Source organism: Armatimonas sp., from assembly GCF_031410135.1.
Taxonomy (GTDB): Bacteria; Armatimonadota; Armatimonadia; order Armatimonadales; family Armatimonadaceae; genus Armatimonas.
Genome location: NZ_JANNYP010000179.1, coordinates 1 through 16,199, shown reverse-complemented (window position 1 = coordinate 16,199; position 16,199 = coordinate 1). Strand labels below are relative to the sequence as shown.

The window sequence follows — 16,199 nt, the reverse complement described above, 5'->3', positions numbered from 1 at the left end:
CTTCCATCAATGGGGTGAGGCCCTCCTGAGCCAAGTGCATTTTGGCTCAGAATACCTCGGATTTTATATGCAATCGCCCTTGCTTGGTGCTACTGTAAAGAGCTTGATGCGCCCAAAGTCCGGGTAGCGGCCCTCTTTGTTCTTTTTCTCCTGCGCTGTCGCGCCCGAGAGTGCGAGCTGGGTGCCGCCCGTGAGCCAGGCGGCATCGGTAACACGCATCTTGCAGTCGAGCGAGTGGAGCAATCCGCCCGTGCTACTGTCAAAGAGCGCGGCGTTCCACTTGCCCTGCGCGAGCTTTCCAGCCATCACAAAGTGCTTGCCCTCAGGGTGGAAGCGTAGCGCCTCCATCAGGCCCGCACCGGCATCGGCATCTTGGATTTGCGAGACTTTACGCGGCGGATTTTCGGTCCAGGCAAAGCGCTGCCAGGTCTGCTTGCCATTGCCCGCCATCGGGTCCACCATCGGGCCCATGCCACAGGCCAGCAGCTCTTTACCATCGGGGCTAAACGCCAGATCAAAAATACCGCCGACGTAGTGGTGGCTCTTGATAATCCCCCAGCACGTAAAGTCCGGCGTCGTCCAAGCGGCGACTTGCTTGCCGGTCGCCAGCTCCCAGACCCGAACCTCACCCATCAGGTTTGCTGCCGCGATATGCTTACTATCCGGGCTAAATGCCACAGAAAGCACCGGGGGCATGTGCGCAAGTGCCGCGACTTGCTTGCCTGTCTCGGTCTCGAACACTTTTACGCTAGGCTCGCGCTCTTTGGCAGGCTCGTACTTTTCGCCGCCCGCCAGATACTGCCCCGTTGCGCTGGCCACAAAGCGCTCATCGGGGGAGACGCGCATTTTCCACGACCAGAAACTATGCGCCTTGACAACGCGGGTTTCTTTGCCCTCCGTGAGCGAGAACCAGCGCAGCGTGCCGTCGTAGCCCGCCGAGATCAGCTGATTGGTCTTGGCAAGAAACTGCACGCCGCTGGCATAGCTCTCGTGCTTACCCAGCTTCTGGGGCACACCCGACTCCACGGGCACGGCATAGACGCCGCCATCCAGGCACGCCGCAAAGAGCTGCTTGCTATCGGGCGATGCGACAACAGCAAGCACCGCCGTGGGCAGCTTCAGGTCTTTGAGAAGCGTGAGCTTCAGCTCGCTCATTTCAGCACCTCGCGAATCGGCTCGGCCTTGTCTTCTACGCGAAAGAATGTCGGGATGTCCTCGGCGTCGTACTCGGCGTAGGGGTCGAGGCCCAACGCCGTGAAGATCGTGGCGAAGAGATTTTTCTCGTTGAAGGGCTTCTCACTCACATCCACCCCGTCGGCATCGGTTGCCCCTACCACCACGCCGCGCTTGATGCCCGCGCCTGCCATCGCGAGGCTCCAGGCATCAGGGTAGTGGTCGCGGCCACGGGCGGCATTGAGCCAGGGCGTGCGTCCAAACTCGCCCATCACCACCACGAGAGTTTTGTCGAGAAGCCCCCGCTCGTCCAGGTCGTTGATGAGGTTGGCGACAATACGATCCGTCTCCGGCACCAGCATCTGGTAGATCTCGTGCTGGAAGACATGGCAGTCCCAGGGCATACCATTGGCGACCATCACAAACGGCGCGCCGTTCTCGACCAAGTTGCGGGCAAGGAGCGTGTGCAGCCCAAACGTGCCGGGGCCGTAGCGCTCGCGATCTTTGGGCTTGACTTTCTCCAGATCAAAGAGATCCGCGCAGCTCATCAGGCCCTTCACCCGAGAGAATGTCGCGTTCTGGGAGCTTGCCGCCGCGCTGGTGCGGTCGTTCTCGTATTTTTTGGTGAGGAACTTTCGCAGAGCCTCGCGCTGCTCGAAGTCCTGCGTGGTGCTATCGGCGAGGCGCTTGACATTCTCTAGCTTGTACTCGCCGCCCGCGCGCACTGGGCCGTACTGCGCCCCGAGCCAGCCCGCCCAGTTGCCCGCCTTAAACGACTCGAACTCGTTGCCCTTGGGGTTGGGGTCCAGAAAGACAAAGTTGGGAATCGGGCTATCCAGGTGCCCGAGCTGTTGCGCAAGCACCGAGCCCAGAATCGGGCGCACAAACGGCTCGCGGGGAGCCGCGCCGCGTGTGAGCAGGTCAATGGCCTGGAAGTGCTCGTTGGGTTTGGTCTTCATCGAGCGCACCACGGCCAGCTTATCGGCGATCTTGGCGCAGTTGGGCATCAGCTCACTGAACTGCACCCCCGGAAGCTTGGTTGGGATCGCACGAAACGGCCCGCCATAGATGCTCCCCGGCTTGGGATCCCAGGTCTCGAACTGGCTCGGTGCCCCACAGAGCCAGAGCAGAATGCAGTGCTTCTCCTGGCGCTTGGCCTCAGCGGCAATCGCGGCGGGCGAGAATAGCCCCGTCCAGCTCAGCGCCGAAGCTGCCCCGGCCCCGACCAGCCCCTGGAGAAACAGCCGCCGGTGTAGCGTGTGCTCCGGTGGCGTACAGCCTTTTTCGTCTTTTTCCATTAGTGATTTACCTGGAACTCGGCGCTGGTGAGAAGCGCCCAGAGGAGGTTCTGGACACCGCGCTCGGGCGATGAAGCGGTCTTTAGAATGGCCTGGCACTGCGCCAGCTCCGTGGCGTCTGGCAGACGGCCAAAGGTGACTTGGAATGCCCCGCGCACTTGCAGCTCGGGAGTGGGGAGCGCGGCGAGTTTTGTGGTGGTGTTGCCCGGCGTGGGTTTGAGCAGCTTATCTACCAGCGGCGAGTTGGTCAGAAAAAGTGCCTGCTGTAGCGACGGGTTGTAGGTGTCTGGCATCAGGTCAGGAAAAGCTTTCACAAAGCCACGCTCCAGCTTCTCCGTCTCGGGATCGTCTGTTTTCGTTGCCGTCGCCACTTGGAGCGAGTGCAGGAGCTGCTCGGCTGAGAGCGGCTTCTCTAGCGCACGGGCAAACGACTCCGGCGGTGGCGGGGTCTTACTTGCCGTCTTGGCATCGAGCTGGTAGACGCGGGTCAGGACGATATTTTTCACCAGGCGCTGGACATTGTAGCCGCTTGTCTCAAAGTCTTTTGCGAGCCAGTCCAGAAGCTCCGGGTGGCTGGGACGGTGCTTGGAGTCCAGCTGGTCAGCAGGCTGGACAAAGCCACGGCCCAGGAGCTTGGCCCAGATGCGGTTCACGAAGGCGCGGGCCAGCAGCGGGTTGTCTTTGGTGACTGAGTCCGCAAAGGCTTCCCGGCGAGAGAACTTCGGGACGGCAGCGGTGCGGGGCGTGCCCGGCGGCACCCGATAGAGCTCGGGCTTGTCTATCTCTTTTTCATCGGCGGCAGGGACGCGCTCCGAGACACTCTTGCCATTGAGAAAGACCAGGCTCGCGGTCTGGGACTCTTTTTTGAGGTTGGCGAAGTTGATAAAGCCGCCGATGGCGCTCTCCGAGATGCCGGTGCCCGCGTCCGTGTCGACGTTCTTGCCACGGTTGAAGGCCGCCACTAAGCCCCAGTAGTGCCGCTGCTCGATCTCCCATGCCAGCGGGTGATTATGGCACTGAGCGCACCCGATCTTCACCCCAAAGGCAACCGGCGCAACAGCCTCGGCGATGGCCTGGAAGCTATTGTTCCGCGCCGCCAGAAACCACACCGCACCCTGCTGGGACTTCTCCGTGGGCCGGGCGACAAGAATATCGCGGACAAGGGCATTCCAGGGACGGTTGGTGCGAAACGCGTCTTCGAGAAAGGCACTCCACAGAGCGTTCTTGCCGACACTGCGGCCCATCAGAGTCGTGTCAAAGACCTCGCGGAAGTGGCGTGGGTAGTCGTCGGAGGCCAGCAGCTTGGTTACCAAGAGCTCGCGCTTATCACCGTGGTAGTCCCCGACAAACTGCCGAAGCTCCTCACTCGTGGGAATCCGCCCCGCCAGATCCAGATAGACACGCCGCGCAAACACAGAGTCGCTGGCCGGACGGGCGGGCGTGAGCTTGCCTTGCTTCCAGCCGGCTTGCAGAAACCAGTCTATGGTCGCTGTCGGCGTGAGACCTGCCGGTGGCGCTCCGAGCGAAGGCAGCGAGCGCTGGTAGGCCTGCATGTACTCCGGCACCGACTTTGTGCCAAGTGGGGGTAGCATCGCGATCCAGGTCTTGAGGGTCTTGATCGCCTCGGGGCTGAGCTGTTTTTTGGGATCGGGCGGCATGTGCGGGCCGGGTTGCGGCAGGACATACTTCACTAAGCGGCTCTCGTCTGGCTTGCCGGGGACAATCGCCGGGCCACTATCGCCACCGCGCAAAAGGGTCTGGAGCGAGCGCAGGTCCAGCCCGCCTTGCTGGCGTACTCCCGCGTGGCACTTGAGGCAGGACTTGTCCAGCACCGGCTCGACACGGCGAGACCAGTACTCTTCCGCGCTTTCAGCCTGCTGCGCCTGCGCCGCGCCTGAGTATAGCCAGACGAAAAGAATGGCGGTGAAGGCAAAGAAACGAGAACCATTCAACACAGCCTCTATAGTAGCACAAAGTGGGCAATCGGATGCCAAACTGAGGTAGAATAGCCACACTTTCACAGTTTTGAGAGAACGAGGAATAGATTATGGATTTTGGCCCTAGCCGGGACCGCTTGCCCACCATTCAGCTTAGCTCCGCCGCAATGATTCGACTGCGCGATGAGCACACGAACTTGACCTTTCTTCTGGTAAATGGCCAGAGCCTCAATGGTCAGGTCAAGTGGTTTGACGAGACCACGATCAACGTCCTAGCAGACGATGGCAGCGAGCTGACTCTGTTCAAGCACGCGATTGTCTACTACAAGCAAGGCTGATGCAACCGTGATCTATCTCCCCCAGGCGCTCGCCCATGTTCAAGCCCCGAAAATCCTGACGGCGGCTCAAATCGCCACGCGCCTGGACGGAGTTCCCTGCTTTTTGATCGTCAACGCCCAAGGCCAGCCCCTGACGGCGACCCAAAACCCTACAGGGCCTGAGGGAGCCGCGAAGCCGAAGCCTGCGATTGGGGTCTTTCTGCGCCAGAAACCCGCCGCAGCGTTTTTGGAAGCACTCCAGAAGCGCGACCCCGCGGCAGCGGCCCTGAAGCTCAAAGTGGTGAGCTTGGGAGAGGTCTACCGCAACGCGCAGAAGCCAGAGGCCAATATCTCCCTCGCCTTTATCCCTGATCCAGAGCAAGTCGAGCTGGCCAAAAAACTCATCGCCCAGCAAGCAAAGCCTGGGGTTGCCTTCACAGCCGGGGTGCCCCTTTTTATCGCAGAGCTAACGGGTAAGGGGCTCCTCAATGTCTCCCAAAATGGCAAGACCACGGTGCCTGTTTTCTTCTCCCTAGCAGATCTCACCCCGGTGGTGGAGCGCTACAACAAACAAAAACCAGAAGGCACCCCCGAAGCAAAGATCGTCGTCACCACCCTGGAGTTTCTCCTGCAAAACTGGGGAGTAAAGCCCGATCCTGCCCTCGCGCAGATGCAGCTTCTGATCAACAAGGCCGTGGTAGACGAAGCCAAGACCCTCACAGGCGGCTCGTGACCGAGACGATTGCGGAGTTTCTTGTCTCAGAGCCAGGGACGGCAGTACTAAGACGTGGGGCGAAGGCGCTCACCAATGCCGTGGATCTTACCCCGGAGCTACGAGCAGGCGCACTGACGGTTCTTGATGGGCGGGAGCGTGCCCGTAAGCGCGGCTGGGAGGAGGCAGACCAGCTCTTTCTCACCGCTGATGCCCTTGCACAGGCCAGCTCTACTGAAGTCGCAGCCTTCCATGCCCGGTGCTTCGCGGAGTGTGAGAGTGTTCTGGACACTTGTTGTGGCGTGGGACGAGACGCGCTGGCGCTGGCGGCAGCGGGAAAGCGTGTGGTCGCCGTCGATACCGACCCCGCACGGCTGGTCTTTGCCCGTGCCAATGCCCGTGTTCTGGGGCTGGAGGAAAAAATTCGCTTTGTCTGCGGCGATGTAACCGCCTTAACAGAAATCAAAGAAAGCGAGCACTGCGACGGTGCCTTCTTCGATCCCGCCCGCCGCGACGGTCACACGCGCTTTTCCGCCGACTCAGAGCGCTACCAGCCACCTTTAAGCTTTCTTCAATCGCTCCAAACACGCCATAAGATCGTCGTCGCCAAGCTCTCACCCGCTCTTCATGAGGACACTCTAGCGAGCCTTGGCGGCCAGCTCCTCTTTCTCTCGGAGGAGCGAACCTGTAAAGAAGCGTGCATCGTGCTCGGGGGGGAGGCGGGGCCTGCGCGTGCCTTGCTCCTGCCGAGTGGCGAGAGCTATGAGCGTGGTGAAGAGCCCTTTATGGCGGACGAGCTGGGGGCGTATCTGCTCGACCCGGATCCCGGCGTGATCCGTGCGGGGGCACTAGGAGCGCTCGCCGATGCCTGCCAAGCCTCTCTCATCGCTTCCACGGACATGTACCTTACTGCCGCGGAGCCGTCTTCACGGGCGGCGGTGCGCTCGTATAAAATCCGCGTGGCACTTCCCTACCGCGACCGTACACTGGGGCGCTGGCTACGCGAGCAGGGAATCGGAAGGCTCGTTGTCAAGAAGCGCCACTACCCCAAAGAGCCCGAAGCCGTGCATAAAGAGCTGGGTTTAAGGCTGGGTGGCAAGGGCACAGAGGCCACTCTGGTGATTGTCGCGCAAGGCAAAAGCTGGCTAGGGATCGTCTGCGACCCCGTGCCGTAAGCCATTTGATACACTAAGCGATGGCGAAAGCAAAGCCCTAAGAACAAGTCTCTGGGCTTAAGAGGGCGACGGCTCCCTTCGGAGCCAACAGAATCTATTGGGCACGGAGGTGCCCGTCGCCCTCTTAAGCCGGAACCCTCGTGGTTCCGGTACTTTTGATACACTAAGCGATGGCGATTCGAGCAGTGCGACTAGGAGCGATTAGCTTTGCGCTGGCAGGGCTGGATCTCACCTTGCTCCACACTCTCCCCACACCACGGCTCCACGCCACAACGGGGGCGACTTTTCCCTACCGGCCGTATAACTTCCTCAGTGAGCTGGTTCGTAGCGACTACGGCCCCTGGATGACGGTGTGTTTCTTTTTGCTGGGCGTGGGTGCAGGCGCGGCGGCATGGACCGTGCACCGGCATCAGCTTCGCCGGGAGAGTGCTCTTTTAGCTGTGGCGAGCCTGGCTCTGCTGCTCCTGGGTTTCTTCCCCACCGATCTGGCCGATCTCTCGACCGATGCCTACACCTGCGGACTGCCCACACGCCCGGAGCCCTGCACCGTAGTAGGACGTATCCACAACCCACTCTCTACTCTCGTTTTCGCCCCGATTTTTCTGGTGATCGCCTCGATGTGTTTTCGTCGAGAGCGCTTCTTAACCCGCCTCGCCGCTTTCTGTGGGCTATTAGCGATTGGCGGCATTGTCGCCGCGACTCTCTATCTTCAGAGCATCGGCTGGCAAGGTCGCTGGTGGACAGGCCTCATGCAACGCAGCTTGGTTTTCCCCTCGCTCCTCTGGATGGTGGGCCTGCTCTGGCGGCTCGCTAAAAAATAAATTTTTCGTTTTTTATCAGAATCAGGGGTTCTCACCCGTTCTAGGGATGAAAGCGGGAGAGACACTCCCGCAAACAAGAGGAAACCAAGACAATGTTTACCAAGTTTTTTGCAACGACCATCGCGCTTCTGAGCCTGACTCTGACCACTACGGGCTTTGCCCAGACCCAGACCACGGAGAAAGCAGCCCCCAAGGCGGCTCCCATGGCGACTAAGAAAGCCGACACGAAGAAGTCCGAGAAAACTCCGAAGGCTTCTAAAGCGGCTAAGGCAGAAGTGGGAGTGGTCTCGCTGAATAAAGCCACAGCCAAGGAGCTAGAGAGCCTTCCGGGAGTTGGCCCCGCCATCGCCGAGCGCATCGTCGCCTACCGCACCGAGCAGGGCAAGTTCAGCGAGATTAGCGAGCTGATGGAGGTTAAGGGAATCGGGGAGAAGAAGCTGGCACAGCTCCGCCCACACCTCACTCTGGACTAGCGCCCCACCACCGGGGGTTCTTTAAGGGGCACCAGATCGTTGCGGTGTGACAGGAAGGTGCCCAGCCAAACCCCCAAAAGAATCATCACCACTCCCCCCACTCCGATCAGCGTGACAGTAAGCCAGCGCGGACGGGGCTTGGGGGGAGCTTTTGTTGGGGTATCCGAGCCTGTGGCCTGTGCCTCGTGCTTGGGAAGAGCCTGTTTCTGTGCCTTCTGCTGTTGTGTGAGCAAGTGGCTGTGGCGCGCCTGAAGCTCTTTATCGCGCTTCTCCCGAAACGAGGCGTTCTGGGGCTTTAGGTCTGCCGCGACACTGTAGCAGTGTAGTGCCTCATCGTGCTTTTCCTGGGCGAGAAAAAGATCACCGAGCAAGCTATGGGCATCGGCAGCCATCGGGGAGAGCTCTAGCGCAGTGTGACAGATCGCCTGAGCTTCTTCCAGGTTGCCACGCACTCGCGCAAGGTTCGCCCGAGAGAGCAGGGCATTGATCTCTTCTTCCATAGTCGCTATTGTACGCCCGTGTGGCCAAAGCCGCCCGACCCACGCTCGGTCTCCTCTAGGCTGTCCACTTCCTGCCAGAGCGCCTGGACAACCGGAGCGATGATGAGCTGCGCGATGCGATCGCCTCGGTTGACCGTAAAGGGTTCCTGGCCGAGATTGATCAGCAGTACCATCAGCTCCCCGCGATAGTCAGCATCTATGGTGCCAGGAGAGTTCACCATCGAGATTCCAGACTTACGCGCCAGCCCGGAGCGTGGGCGCACTTGCGCCTCATAGCCTGCGGGAAGCGCAATGGCAATGCCGGTGGGAATGGCCTGGCGCTCGCCGGGCTCAAGGATTTGAGGGGCGGTGAGGGCGGCACGCAGATCCATGCCGGCGGCCTGGGGGGTCTCGTAGGCGGGCAGGGGCAGATCGTCGTTGCCCGGCAGACGTTGTAGGGAAACAGGGACTGTGTTCATCAGAGAACTATCTTACCTTGTGGAGCGGGTAGAATAGCGCCAATGCCCTTTGGCCAAACTTTTGCAAATCCCGATCTTCTGATTGTAGGAACCCTGATTCTCTTGGAGGGGCTGCTCTCGGCGGATAATGCGCTTGTGCTCGCCTTGCTGGTGCGCCACCTCTCCGATAAGGAGCAGCAAAAAGCACTCTCACTAGGGCTGATCATGGCATTTGCTCTGCGGGGTGTGGGAATTCTGCTGGCAGGCTTTCTGATCAAGCTCTGGTGGCTCTGCGGCCTCGGAGCGGCGTATCTTATCTTTCTGGCCGTCAAGCACTTCATGAGCAAGTCTCACGACGAAGACGACGAGGATGCTCTGGTGGCAGGCAAGAAGCAGCTCTCGTTTGGCCGCACCGTGGCGCTGGTCGGCTTTACAGATGTGGTATTTGCCGTGGACTCGATCTTAGTGGCAGTCTCGCTGGTGAACTCGCCCAAGAAGCTCTGGATCGTCTATCTGGGGGGCCTGCTGGGAATGGTCTTACTGCGGCTGGGCGCGGCAGCATTTCTGCGACTCCTGCGCACCTATCCTGCACTGGACAGCACCGCCTATGCCCTCGTGGCCTGGGCGGGTGTGAAGCTAGGATTCGCATCGCGGCATCTCTACGGAGAGACCCATCATGTGCACTACGGTGAGATGAAAGACACGACGTTTTGGGTGGGCTTTGCACTGATTATTGGTGTTGGGGCCTGGTGGGCGGTGCGCAGTGCGCGCTCACACAAACTCACTCCTGGCGAAGAGCTGACGGATGACTGCCTGGAGAAGATGGAAAAAGTGATCGAGGAAAGTAAGCTAGGCTAATGCGATTTGGAGTCTGCGCGGGCCTAAGCAAAGCGGCGGTGGTTGCCGAAACCGGCTGGGACTACATCGAGCTTGGCGTTGCAGGCGAGCTAATCCCGGAGACGCAAGAGGCGGCGGTGTGGGCGGAGAAAAAAGCCGCGCTTCTTGCACTGCCCCTGCCCTGTGAGACGTTTAATCTCTTTGTGCCGGGCAAGCTTAAGATTACCGGCCCAGACGTGAACCAAGCGGCGCTCACCCACTATGTGCAGACCGCGCTCTCCCGCGCCGCCGAAGTCGGCGGCAAGATTATTGTCTTTGGCAGCGGCGGGGCGCGGCAGCTTGTGGAAGGCTGGAGCGCCGAGCAAGCGCACGCACAGCTCTTGTGGCTTCTCAACCAGTGCGCCGATGCCTACGAGAAAACCGGCGTGGTGGTCGCCATCGAGCCGCTGAATCGCCACGAGTGCAACTTGCTCCACACAGTCGCCGAGGGGGCGGCACTCACACGAGAAGTGGGACGGCCCGGCGTGCGAAATCTTGCCGATACCTACCACATGGAGCGCAACGGCGAGGAGTCTCTGGCTGATATTATCGCCAGTGCGGACTGCCTGGCGCATGTCCACACCGCCGATTCAGGGCGCAAGGCACCTGGCACGGGCAGCTACGACCATGCCGCGCTCTTTGCAACACTCCGCAAAGCACACTACGATGCCCGCATCTCAATTGAGTGTAGCTTCACCGAGGGGCAGCTTGAGGTGGAGCTAGCCAGCGCCCTAGCGCACCTAAAGGCGGCTTACGGGAGTGCTCAGAGCACCCGGTGAGGTTCCCTGAATGAGGCGTGGTGCATTGCCCGTGTGCTTCGCGTAGTTTTCCGAGACGCTCTCAGCGATGGTAGCTTCTTGGTCGGTGGGACAGAGAATACAGACCGTTCCGCCGGAGCCGCCGCCCGTGATCTTGGCTCCCACCACGCCGCTCTGCTCCATGGCCAGCTCGACCAGCAGGTCGGTCTCGCGGGTGCCGAGGCCACAGCGGCTGTAGCTGGCGTGCGCCGCGAGCATCTGCTTTCCGGCGAGCGCGAAATCGCCCGCGTCGAGGGCTTTTAAGAAAGTCTCGACGCGCTGATTCTCATAGATCGGGTGCTCGGTGGCCGCCAGGATGGGGTAGTGCTGATCGGGATCTACTTTGGTTACAGTGTCCCATGTGGGGCCATGCTGCTGAAGAAACGCCGCGCCTGAGAGCGTCTCGGGGAGCGTGATGCCGAGCGCTTTGTAGCTCTCTGGAGTAAGGTTGCAAAGATAATCCGCAGGCGAGAGCCCGAGCAGCTTTGCACCCATAAACGCGGCGCAGCGCACCCCGGTGTAGCCCGTGCCACCAACACTGTGCTTCACACAGGAGTCTATCCCAAAGACACTCCAACCATCGGGGATCTTGGTGTAGCCCTCGATGGTATGCGGCTGGCAGCGCAGCAAGAGCAGCTTGCCCTCCTGGCCACATGCGCTCGTTACCTGGTCCATCACGCCACAGGGAGCCCCGACCCACTCGTTCTCCACCCGCTGGCAGAGCCGCGCCAGAGTCAGGCCGTCTAGCTCAAGAGAAAACGCGGCAGCAGTTGCCCGCATGGTTGCCACTTCAATCGCCGCCGACGATGACACGCCCGCGCCGAGGGGCACGTCTGAGGTGAGCAAGAGCCGCACGCCAGCGTCTTTGGCAAGCAAGCCCTCAGCCTTGAGCAGTGCCACACAGCCCGCCAGGTAGACCGCCCAGCGCTCGGTGGTTTTCTCACCGCCCGCCGCGACGCTCACGGTGCGCCCGATATTGAGCGAGCGGATCGTGAGCTTGCCCGACGGGTCTACTTGCGCCCCACAGAGCGCCGCCTGCCCGATCGGCATTTCGGCCACAAGCGAGCCCGAGTAGTCCGCGATACCGCCCATCACGTCGAGGCGACCGGGAGCACGCGCCACGAAAACCGGCGAGCCTTTAGTAAAAAAGCCGCCGTGATCGGGGAACTCAGGCAACATTGAGCAGCGACTTTCCGGTCATCTCCACGGGCTTGTCAATTCCCAGCAGGTGGAGCACCGTCGGCGCGACATCAGCGAGAATGCCCGAGGGGTGCAGGGCAATGTAGTGCGGCGCGATCACAAAGAACGAGACAGGGTTGGTGGTGTGATAGGTGTGGGGCTGACCGGTGATCTCATCAATCATACACTCCACATTCCCGTGATCTGCCGTCACCAGGCAGACGCCCCCGGTCTCTAGGATCTTTTCAACGAGCTTGCCCGCACACTCATCGGTGACCTCGACAGCCTTAATCCCGGCTTCCAGCACACCCGTGTGGCCGACCATGTCGGGATTGGCAAAGTTCACCAAGAGAAAGGCATCGTCGTGCTCCTCAAGCCGTGCGAGAACCCCCTCGGTGAGCTTGTAGGCGCTCATCTCCGGCTGGAGGTCATACGTTGCCACCGAGGGCGAGGGAACCAGAAGGCGCTCCTCGTTCTCAAAGATCGTCTCCTCGCGTCCGTTGAAGAAATAGGTCACGTGCGGGTATTTCTCCGTCTCAGCCGCGTGAAATTGCTTCTTCCCGTGACGGCTGAGCGTCTCCCCCAGAGAGTTTTTGATCTTCTCCAGTGGAAACATAACGGCAATGGAATCGTTGTCACTGTACTCGGTAAACGAGACCAGCTTTAGATTCTGGAAGTCCTGGGTGGGGAACTTATCGAAGTCTTTATTGATAAAAACTTCCGTGATTTGTCGCATCCGGTCCGAGCGGTAGTTAAAGAAAATAATCCCATCGCCATCGCAAATCGTATTCTCTTCGGTGCTTGCACTTTGACTCACCAGTGGCTTGAGAAACTCATCGAACTCACCCTGGGAGTGGCACTCCTCAACACTCGCCTTGAAGTCTAAGGTAGGCTTTCCGATCCCCGAGACGAGGGCATCGTAGGCCAGCTTCGTGCGCTCCCAGCGATGATCCCGGTCCATACCAAAGTAGCGCCCTGTGACACTGGCAAGATGGCAGTTTTTCTTCTCTTTAATCTGGGTTAAGAGCTTCTCCACGGAGGAAACCGACTCTTGCGGCCCGGTATCGCGCCCGTCGGAGAAGGCATGAATCACCACCGTGACGCCTTTTTTATCTAAAATCTCAATCAGAGCGTGAAGATGGCGCTCATGGCTATGAACTCCCCCAGAGCTCAGTAAGCCAACCAGATGCACTTTTGAGCCCGGCTTCAGGTGGGCGAGAAGCTCCACGAGCGCTTGGTTGCTCTCAATCGCCCCCGATTTAAAGTCACGATCAATCCGGAGAATGTCCTGGTAGACAATGCGTCCCGCCCCTAAATTAAGATGCCCTACCTCAGAGTTGCCCATCTGATTCTCAGGCAGCCCCACCGACTCACCAGAAGCGACAAGAATCGAGCGCTCGTACTCTCTCAGCCATCGAGAGACATTGGGAGTCTTTGCTAGCTGAGTTGAGTTCCCCGACTCTTTCTCACGGATTCCCCAGCCATCCAGGATTAACAAGGCGACGCGATTGAACATAGATTCTGATCCTTACAAACAAAAACAGCGACCTGCCACACGGCACAGTCGCTTTCTCTTCTCACATAGGGTTGATTCGATTACATAAACAGTATATCGTAAATCCCTTCCTAATAGCAAGGTAGGTTTGACGGCTATTCGGTGAGGTGATATACTCTCTCTCGCTCGGGTCGGTTGGCTCAGTGGTAGAGCACCGCCTTCACACGGCGGGGGTCACTGGTTCGAATCCAGTACCGACCATTCTTCTCTTTCTTCTCTCTCGACCTGAGAGAAGTCCCACTCCTCGCAAACACAGCCCTCCCAAGCGTCGGGCTCTTTTTGCCGTATTTCGTCGTCGCTAGGCTCGGGTACACGAAACAAACACTCCGGGATAATCTCGCCGTCAATCCGCGCCTGTCGGTAGAGCAGGGCGAGCGGAACCCAGTCTCCTGAGGGCAAGTGAATCGCCTCGCGCCGTTGCCTGTCCACAATCCAGTCTTCAAGAATCAACATGGTAAATTAAAGTTTGATTTCTGTTTGCTCATGATACCATACGAGCCATGCTACAAGGAAAAAAAGCGCTGGTGACCGGGGCTGGCCGCGGCGTTGGAGTCGCAATCGCGCGTTTGCTGGCCGCTGAAGGAGCAACGGTCGCCGTTGCCTATCGTGCCTCGAAAGAGAGTGCCGAGAAACTTGCGGAAGAGATAGGGGGCATGGTGCTCCAGGCGGATCTGACGGACACCGCGCAGGCGGAGCGCTTGGTTGCCGAAGCTCTTGAGAAACTCGGGGGGCTGGATATTCTGGTGAACAATGCGGCGGGCTTTGGACCACTCAAGCCTCTCGCCGAGTACACCTGGGACGAGATTGATACCGAATGGCAGGCCGTAGTGAAGCCCGTGATCACCGTGACACGGGCCGCGCTGCCGCACTTTCAGGCGCAGAAGTCCGGTAAGATCGTCAATCTCTCCGCAACACTTTTACAGCGCCCCGCGTCAGGGCAGGGAGCCCACGCAATGGCCAAGGCCGCCGTGCTCGCCTACACCCGCTCACTGGCCCGTGAGGTCGGCCCGGAGGGGATTACGGTAAACGCCGTCTCGCCCGGCATGGCCCTCACGGAGTTTTCAGAGAGCCTGCCCGAGGCACTCAAAGCCGCCGTCGCCGAACGCACGCCGCTCCGGCGCCTCGCCACCCCCGAGGATGTCGCCCGCGCCGTGCTGTTTTTCTGCTCGCCGCTCTCGGACTTTATCACGGGGGCCAATCTGGCCCCCGATGGCGGTTTGGCCGTACTTTAATCGGCGCATGGCCGGGCATTGGAAATACCCGCCTCCAGAAAAGAGAGCGTCCCGAGGACGCGCAGAACTTATGGGTTACTGCGTCCTCGGGACGCTCTCTTAAATTTCTGCCGGGGACTTTCAGTCCCCGGACAGGTTAGTAGACGACTTTATTGAGCGGGTACTCGACGAGGCCGCTGGCACCGGCGCGCTTGAGGCGTGGGATGAGCTCGCGGGCTAAGTGCTCCTCGATAATGATCTCCACGGCAAACCCCTCATCGCCCCAGAGTGGGCTGACGGTGGGCTTCTTAAGGGCAGGAAGCTGGGCGATCACGGCATCGAAGTCGTCTTTGGCGACATTGAGCTTGAGTCCGACCAGGGCTCCGGCATTCAGAGCGCCGGTGAGCAGCATCGCCATACTCTCGATCTTGGCACGCTTTTCGGAGTCGGCCCAGGCGGCATGATTGGCCACAAAGCGCGTGGTGGACGTCAGGATCGGGTCGCCGACAATGCGCAGCTTATGGGCCTTGAGGCTAGAGCCCGTCTCAGTATTGACGACGATCGCGTCCACGAGCTGCGGGACTTTCATCTCGTCCGCGCCCCAGCTAAACTCCACATGGGCCGTCACGCTATTTTCCCCCAGCCACTTATTCGTCAGACGCACGTACTCGGTGGCCAGGCGCTTGCCCTCTAAATCTTTGACCGACTGGATCTCCGAGTCGGCGGCAACGGCTAGGACAATGCGCATCGCGTTACGCGTCGCCTTTGAGTAGGTGAGCTCACAGACTTCTTTTACGTCTACATTGTTGTCCTTGATCCAGTCCCAGCCCGTGAGACCCGCATCAATCACGCCGTCCTCTAGGTAGCGTGGGATCTCCTGAGGGCGCATCAAAATCGCTTCGATCTCTGGGTCGTCTATCACGGGGTGGTACGAGCGAGAGTCCACACGCACGCTCCAACCGGCCTGCGCGAAGAGCTTAAAAGTGGCTTCTTGTAGGCTGCCTTTAGGCAAGCCAAGCTTGAGTTTCATAGTCGTCGGTCAGTATATCGCGGCCTGAAAAAATAATTTTTAAGTTCTGTCACATTTTCTACTCGCCCGACGTCTAACAAATCAGGAAAGCAATGAAGAGCGCTGTGAGTGTGGACGAAAACCTAACCGCCCTTCCCCGCCTGTTCCCGGAAGGGCAGGCAGAGGAGGAGCCCCTCTCGGCGGCTTTTCACGAGCGCTTTCCGGTTTTACTGATTGGGCAGCGAACCCAGGGGACGATCTGGCCCGATCACTCGGACAATGTGGCGGCTTTGGAGTGCTACCGTGAGGGCTACCGAGCGCTTCACGAGGACAAAGACGCCGTTGCGGCGATGCGAGCCTACGAAGAGGCTCTGGAGCATGATCCGCTCTACTTTCGGGTGTGGGTGGAGCTGGCGATTGTTTGTTTAATGGACAATACGGCGGAGAGCATTGAGAAGGCCGAAGGGATCTTCGTCCGGCTCTGCGCGATCGAGCCCGATGGGGAGTGGCTGACTCGTGAGGTGGCAAGCATCTTGCGGCAGAACCTGGGCTACACCCGCCTGGTGCGCTACCGTCGCACGGGAGATCGGGCCTATCTAAAACTGGCTGAGGGAGAGTATGAGCTAGCCAACGCGCTAGCTGAGCACGAGCGACTTGAGCTGCTCTGCCCTTGGACCTATGTGAAGCTGGAGCTGGGAGAAAAAGAGAGCGCACAACGCCTCTGGCGAC

18 protein-coding genes and 1 tRNA gene are annotated in these 16,199 nt (G+C 59.8%); 10 read left to right on the top strand and 9 right to left on the bottom strand.

From position 1 onward, the window contains the following. Positions 1-63: 63 nt before the first annotated feature. The 3 genes from RMO15_RS06465 to RMO15_RS06455 are packed head-to-tail and all read right to left on the bottom strand — an operon-like array spanning position 64 to position 4,423. Positions 64-1,155: a hypothetical protein gene (locus tag RMO15_RS06465; protein WP_309709461.1), complete on the bottom strand. Its 1,092-nt coding sequence runs from the start codon at positions 1,153-1,155 to the stop codon at positions 64-66. Beyond that, on the bottom strand, positions 1,152-2,471 hold the full coding sequence (locus RMO15_RS06460) for a DUF1501 domain-containing protein (protein WP_309709458.1): 1,320 nt from the start codon (positions 2,469-2,471) through the stop codon (positions 1,152-1,154). Before RMO15_RS06460 ends, RMO15_RS06465 begins: the two co-directional genes overlap by 4 nt. Beyond that, complete coding sequence (locus tag RMO15_RS06455) at positions 2,471-4,423, bottom strand: DUF1553 domain-containing protein (RefSeq protein ID WP_309709456.1); 1,953 nt, start codon at positions 4,421-4,423, stop codon at positions 2,471-2,473. Before RMO15_RS06455 ends, RMO15_RS06460 begins: the two co-directional genes overlap by 1 nt. Positions 4,424-4,518: 95 nt before the next feature. Here RMO15_RS06455 and RMO15_RS06450 point away from each other — a divergent pair, with 95 nt between their 5' ends. The 5 genes from RMO15_RS06450 to RMO15_RS06430 all read left to right on the top strand — a co-directional run bounded on the left by RMO15_RS06450 (position 4,519) and on the right by RMO15_RS06430 (position 7,906). Next, entirely contained in the window at positions 4,519-4,746 is a 228-nt protein-coding gene (locus RMO15_RS06450; protein ID WP_309709454.1) for an RNA chaperone Hfq, read from the top strand. Between the two features lie 7 nt (positions 4,747-4,753). Beyond that, complete coding sequence (locus RMO15_RS06445) at positions 4,754-5,458, top strand: Tic22 family protein (RefSeq protein WP_309709452.1); 705 nt, start codon at positions 4,754-4,756, stop codon at positions 5,456-5,458. Further along, complete coding sequence (locus tag RMO15_RS06440; protein ID WP_309709449.1) at positions 5,455-6,612, top strand: methyltransferase domain-containing protein; 1,158 nt, start codon at positions 5,455-5,457, stop codon at positions 6,610-6,612. The genes RMO15_RS06445 and RMO15_RS06440 overlap by 4 nt, the downstream gene beginning before the upstream one ends. Before the next feature lie 170 nt (positions 6,613-6,782). Then, positions 6,783-7,433: a DUF998 domain-containing protein gene (locus RMO15_RS06435; protein ID WP_309709447.1), complete on the top strand. Its 651-nt coding sequence runs from the start codon at positions 6,783-6,785 to the stop codon at positions 7,431-7,433. A gap of 92 nt (positions 7,434-7,525) precedes the next feature. Continuing rightward, positions 7,526-7,906, top strand: coding sequence for a helix-hairpin-helix domain-containing protein (locus tag RMO15_RS06430; RefSeq protein ID WP_309709444.1), 381 nt, complete (start codon positions 7,526-7,528; stop codon positions 7,904-7,906). Here RMO15_RS06430 and RMO15_RS06425 read toward each other — a convergent pair. Both RMO15_RS06425 and dut read right to left on the bottom strand, forming a co-directional pair. Beyond that, entirely contained in the window at positions 7,903-8,406 is a 504-nt protein-coding gene (locus RMO15_RS06425; protein ID WP_309709441.1) for a tetratricopeptide repeat protein, read from the bottom strand. The genes RMO15_RS06430 and RMO15_RS06425 overlap by 4 nt on opposite strands. 5 nt (positions 8,407-8,411) lie before the next feature. Next, positions 8,412-8,864 carry a dUTP diphosphatase gene (gene dut, locus RMO15_RS06420; protein WP_309709437.1) on the bottom strand — a complete coding sequence of 151 codons (453 nt, stop codon included), beginning with the start codon at positions 8,862-8,864 and terminating at the stop codon, positions 8,412-8,414. Positions 8,865-8,906: 42 nt separating this feature from the next. Between dut and RMO15_RS06415 the strand changes: the two genes are divergently transcribed. Both RMO15_RS06415 and RMO15_RS06410 read left to right on the top strand, forming a co-directional pair. Then, complete coding sequence (locus RMO15_RS06415; protein ID WP_309709435.1) at positions 8,907-9,701, top strand: hypothetical protein; 795 nt, start codon at positions 8,907-8,909, stop codon at positions 9,699-9,701. Continuing rightward, complete coding sequence (locus RMO15_RS06410; protein WP_309709433.1) at positions 9,701-10,498, top strand: sugar phosphate isomerase/epimerase family protein; 798 nt, start codon at positions 9,701-9,703, stop codon at positions 10,496-10,498. The genes RMO15_RS06415 and RMO15_RS06410 overlap by 1 nt, the downstream gene beginning before the upstream one ends. Here the strand turns inward: RMO15_RS06410 and RMO15_RS06405 are convergent. Both RMO15_RS06405 and gpmI read right to left on the bottom strand, forming a co-directional pair. Further along, positions 10,460-11,695, bottom strand: coding sequence for a hypothetical protein (locus RMO15_RS06405; protein ID WP_309709431.1), 1,236 nt, complete (start codon positions 11,693-11,695; stop codon positions 10,460-10,462). The genes RMO15_RS06410 and RMO15_RS06405 overlap by 39 nt on opposite strands. Beyond that, positions 11,685-13,211 (bottom strand): 2,3-bisphosphoglycerate-independent phosphoglycerate mutase, encoded by a 1,527-nt coding sequence (gene gpmI, locus RMO15_RS06400; RefSeq protein WP_309709429.1) that lies wholly within the window; start codon positions 13,209-13,211, stop codon positions 11,685-11,687. The genes RMO15_RS06405 and gpmI overlap by 11 nt, the downstream gene beginning before the upstream one ends. 168 nt (positions 13,212-13,379) lie before the next feature. Between gpmI and RMO15_RS06395 the strand changes: the two genes are divergently transcribed. Next, a tRNA-Val gene (locus RMO15_RS06395) sits at positions 13,380-13,451 on the top strand. Here the strand turns inward: RMO15_RS06395 and RMO15_RS06390 are convergent. After that, positions 13,425-13,703 (bottom strand): hypothetical protein, encoded by a 279-nt coding sequence (locus RMO15_RS06390; protein WP_309709426.1) that lies wholly within the window; start codon positions 13,701-13,703, stop codon positions 13,425-13,427. The genes RMO15_RS06395 and RMO15_RS06390 overlap by 27 nt on opposite strands. Before the next feature lie 47 nt (positions 13,704-13,750). Here RMO15_RS06390 and RMO15_RS06385 point away from each other — a divergent pair, with 47 nt between their 5' ends. After that, a complete protein-coding gene (locus RMO15_RS06385) occupies positions 13,751-14,482 on the top strand; it encodes an SDR family oxidoreductase (protein WP_309709424.1) in 732 nt (243 codons plus the stop codon). Between the two features lie 136 nt (positions 14,483-14,618). Here the strand turns inward: RMO15_RS06385 and hisG are convergent, their stop codons facing one another. Then, positions 14,619-15,491, bottom strand: coding sequence for an ATP phosphoribosyltransferase (gene hisG, locus RMO15_RS06380; RefSeq protein ID WP_309709422.1), 873 nt, complete (start codon positions 15,489-15,491; stop codon positions 14,619-14,621). Between the two features lie 92 nt (positions 15,492-15,583). Here hisG and RMO15_RS06375 point away from each other — a divergent pair. Continuing rightward, positions 15,584-16,199: hypothetical protein (locus tag RMO15_RS06375; RefSeq protein ID WP_309709419.1), on the top strand; the 616-nt coding region annotated here is incomplete at its 3' end.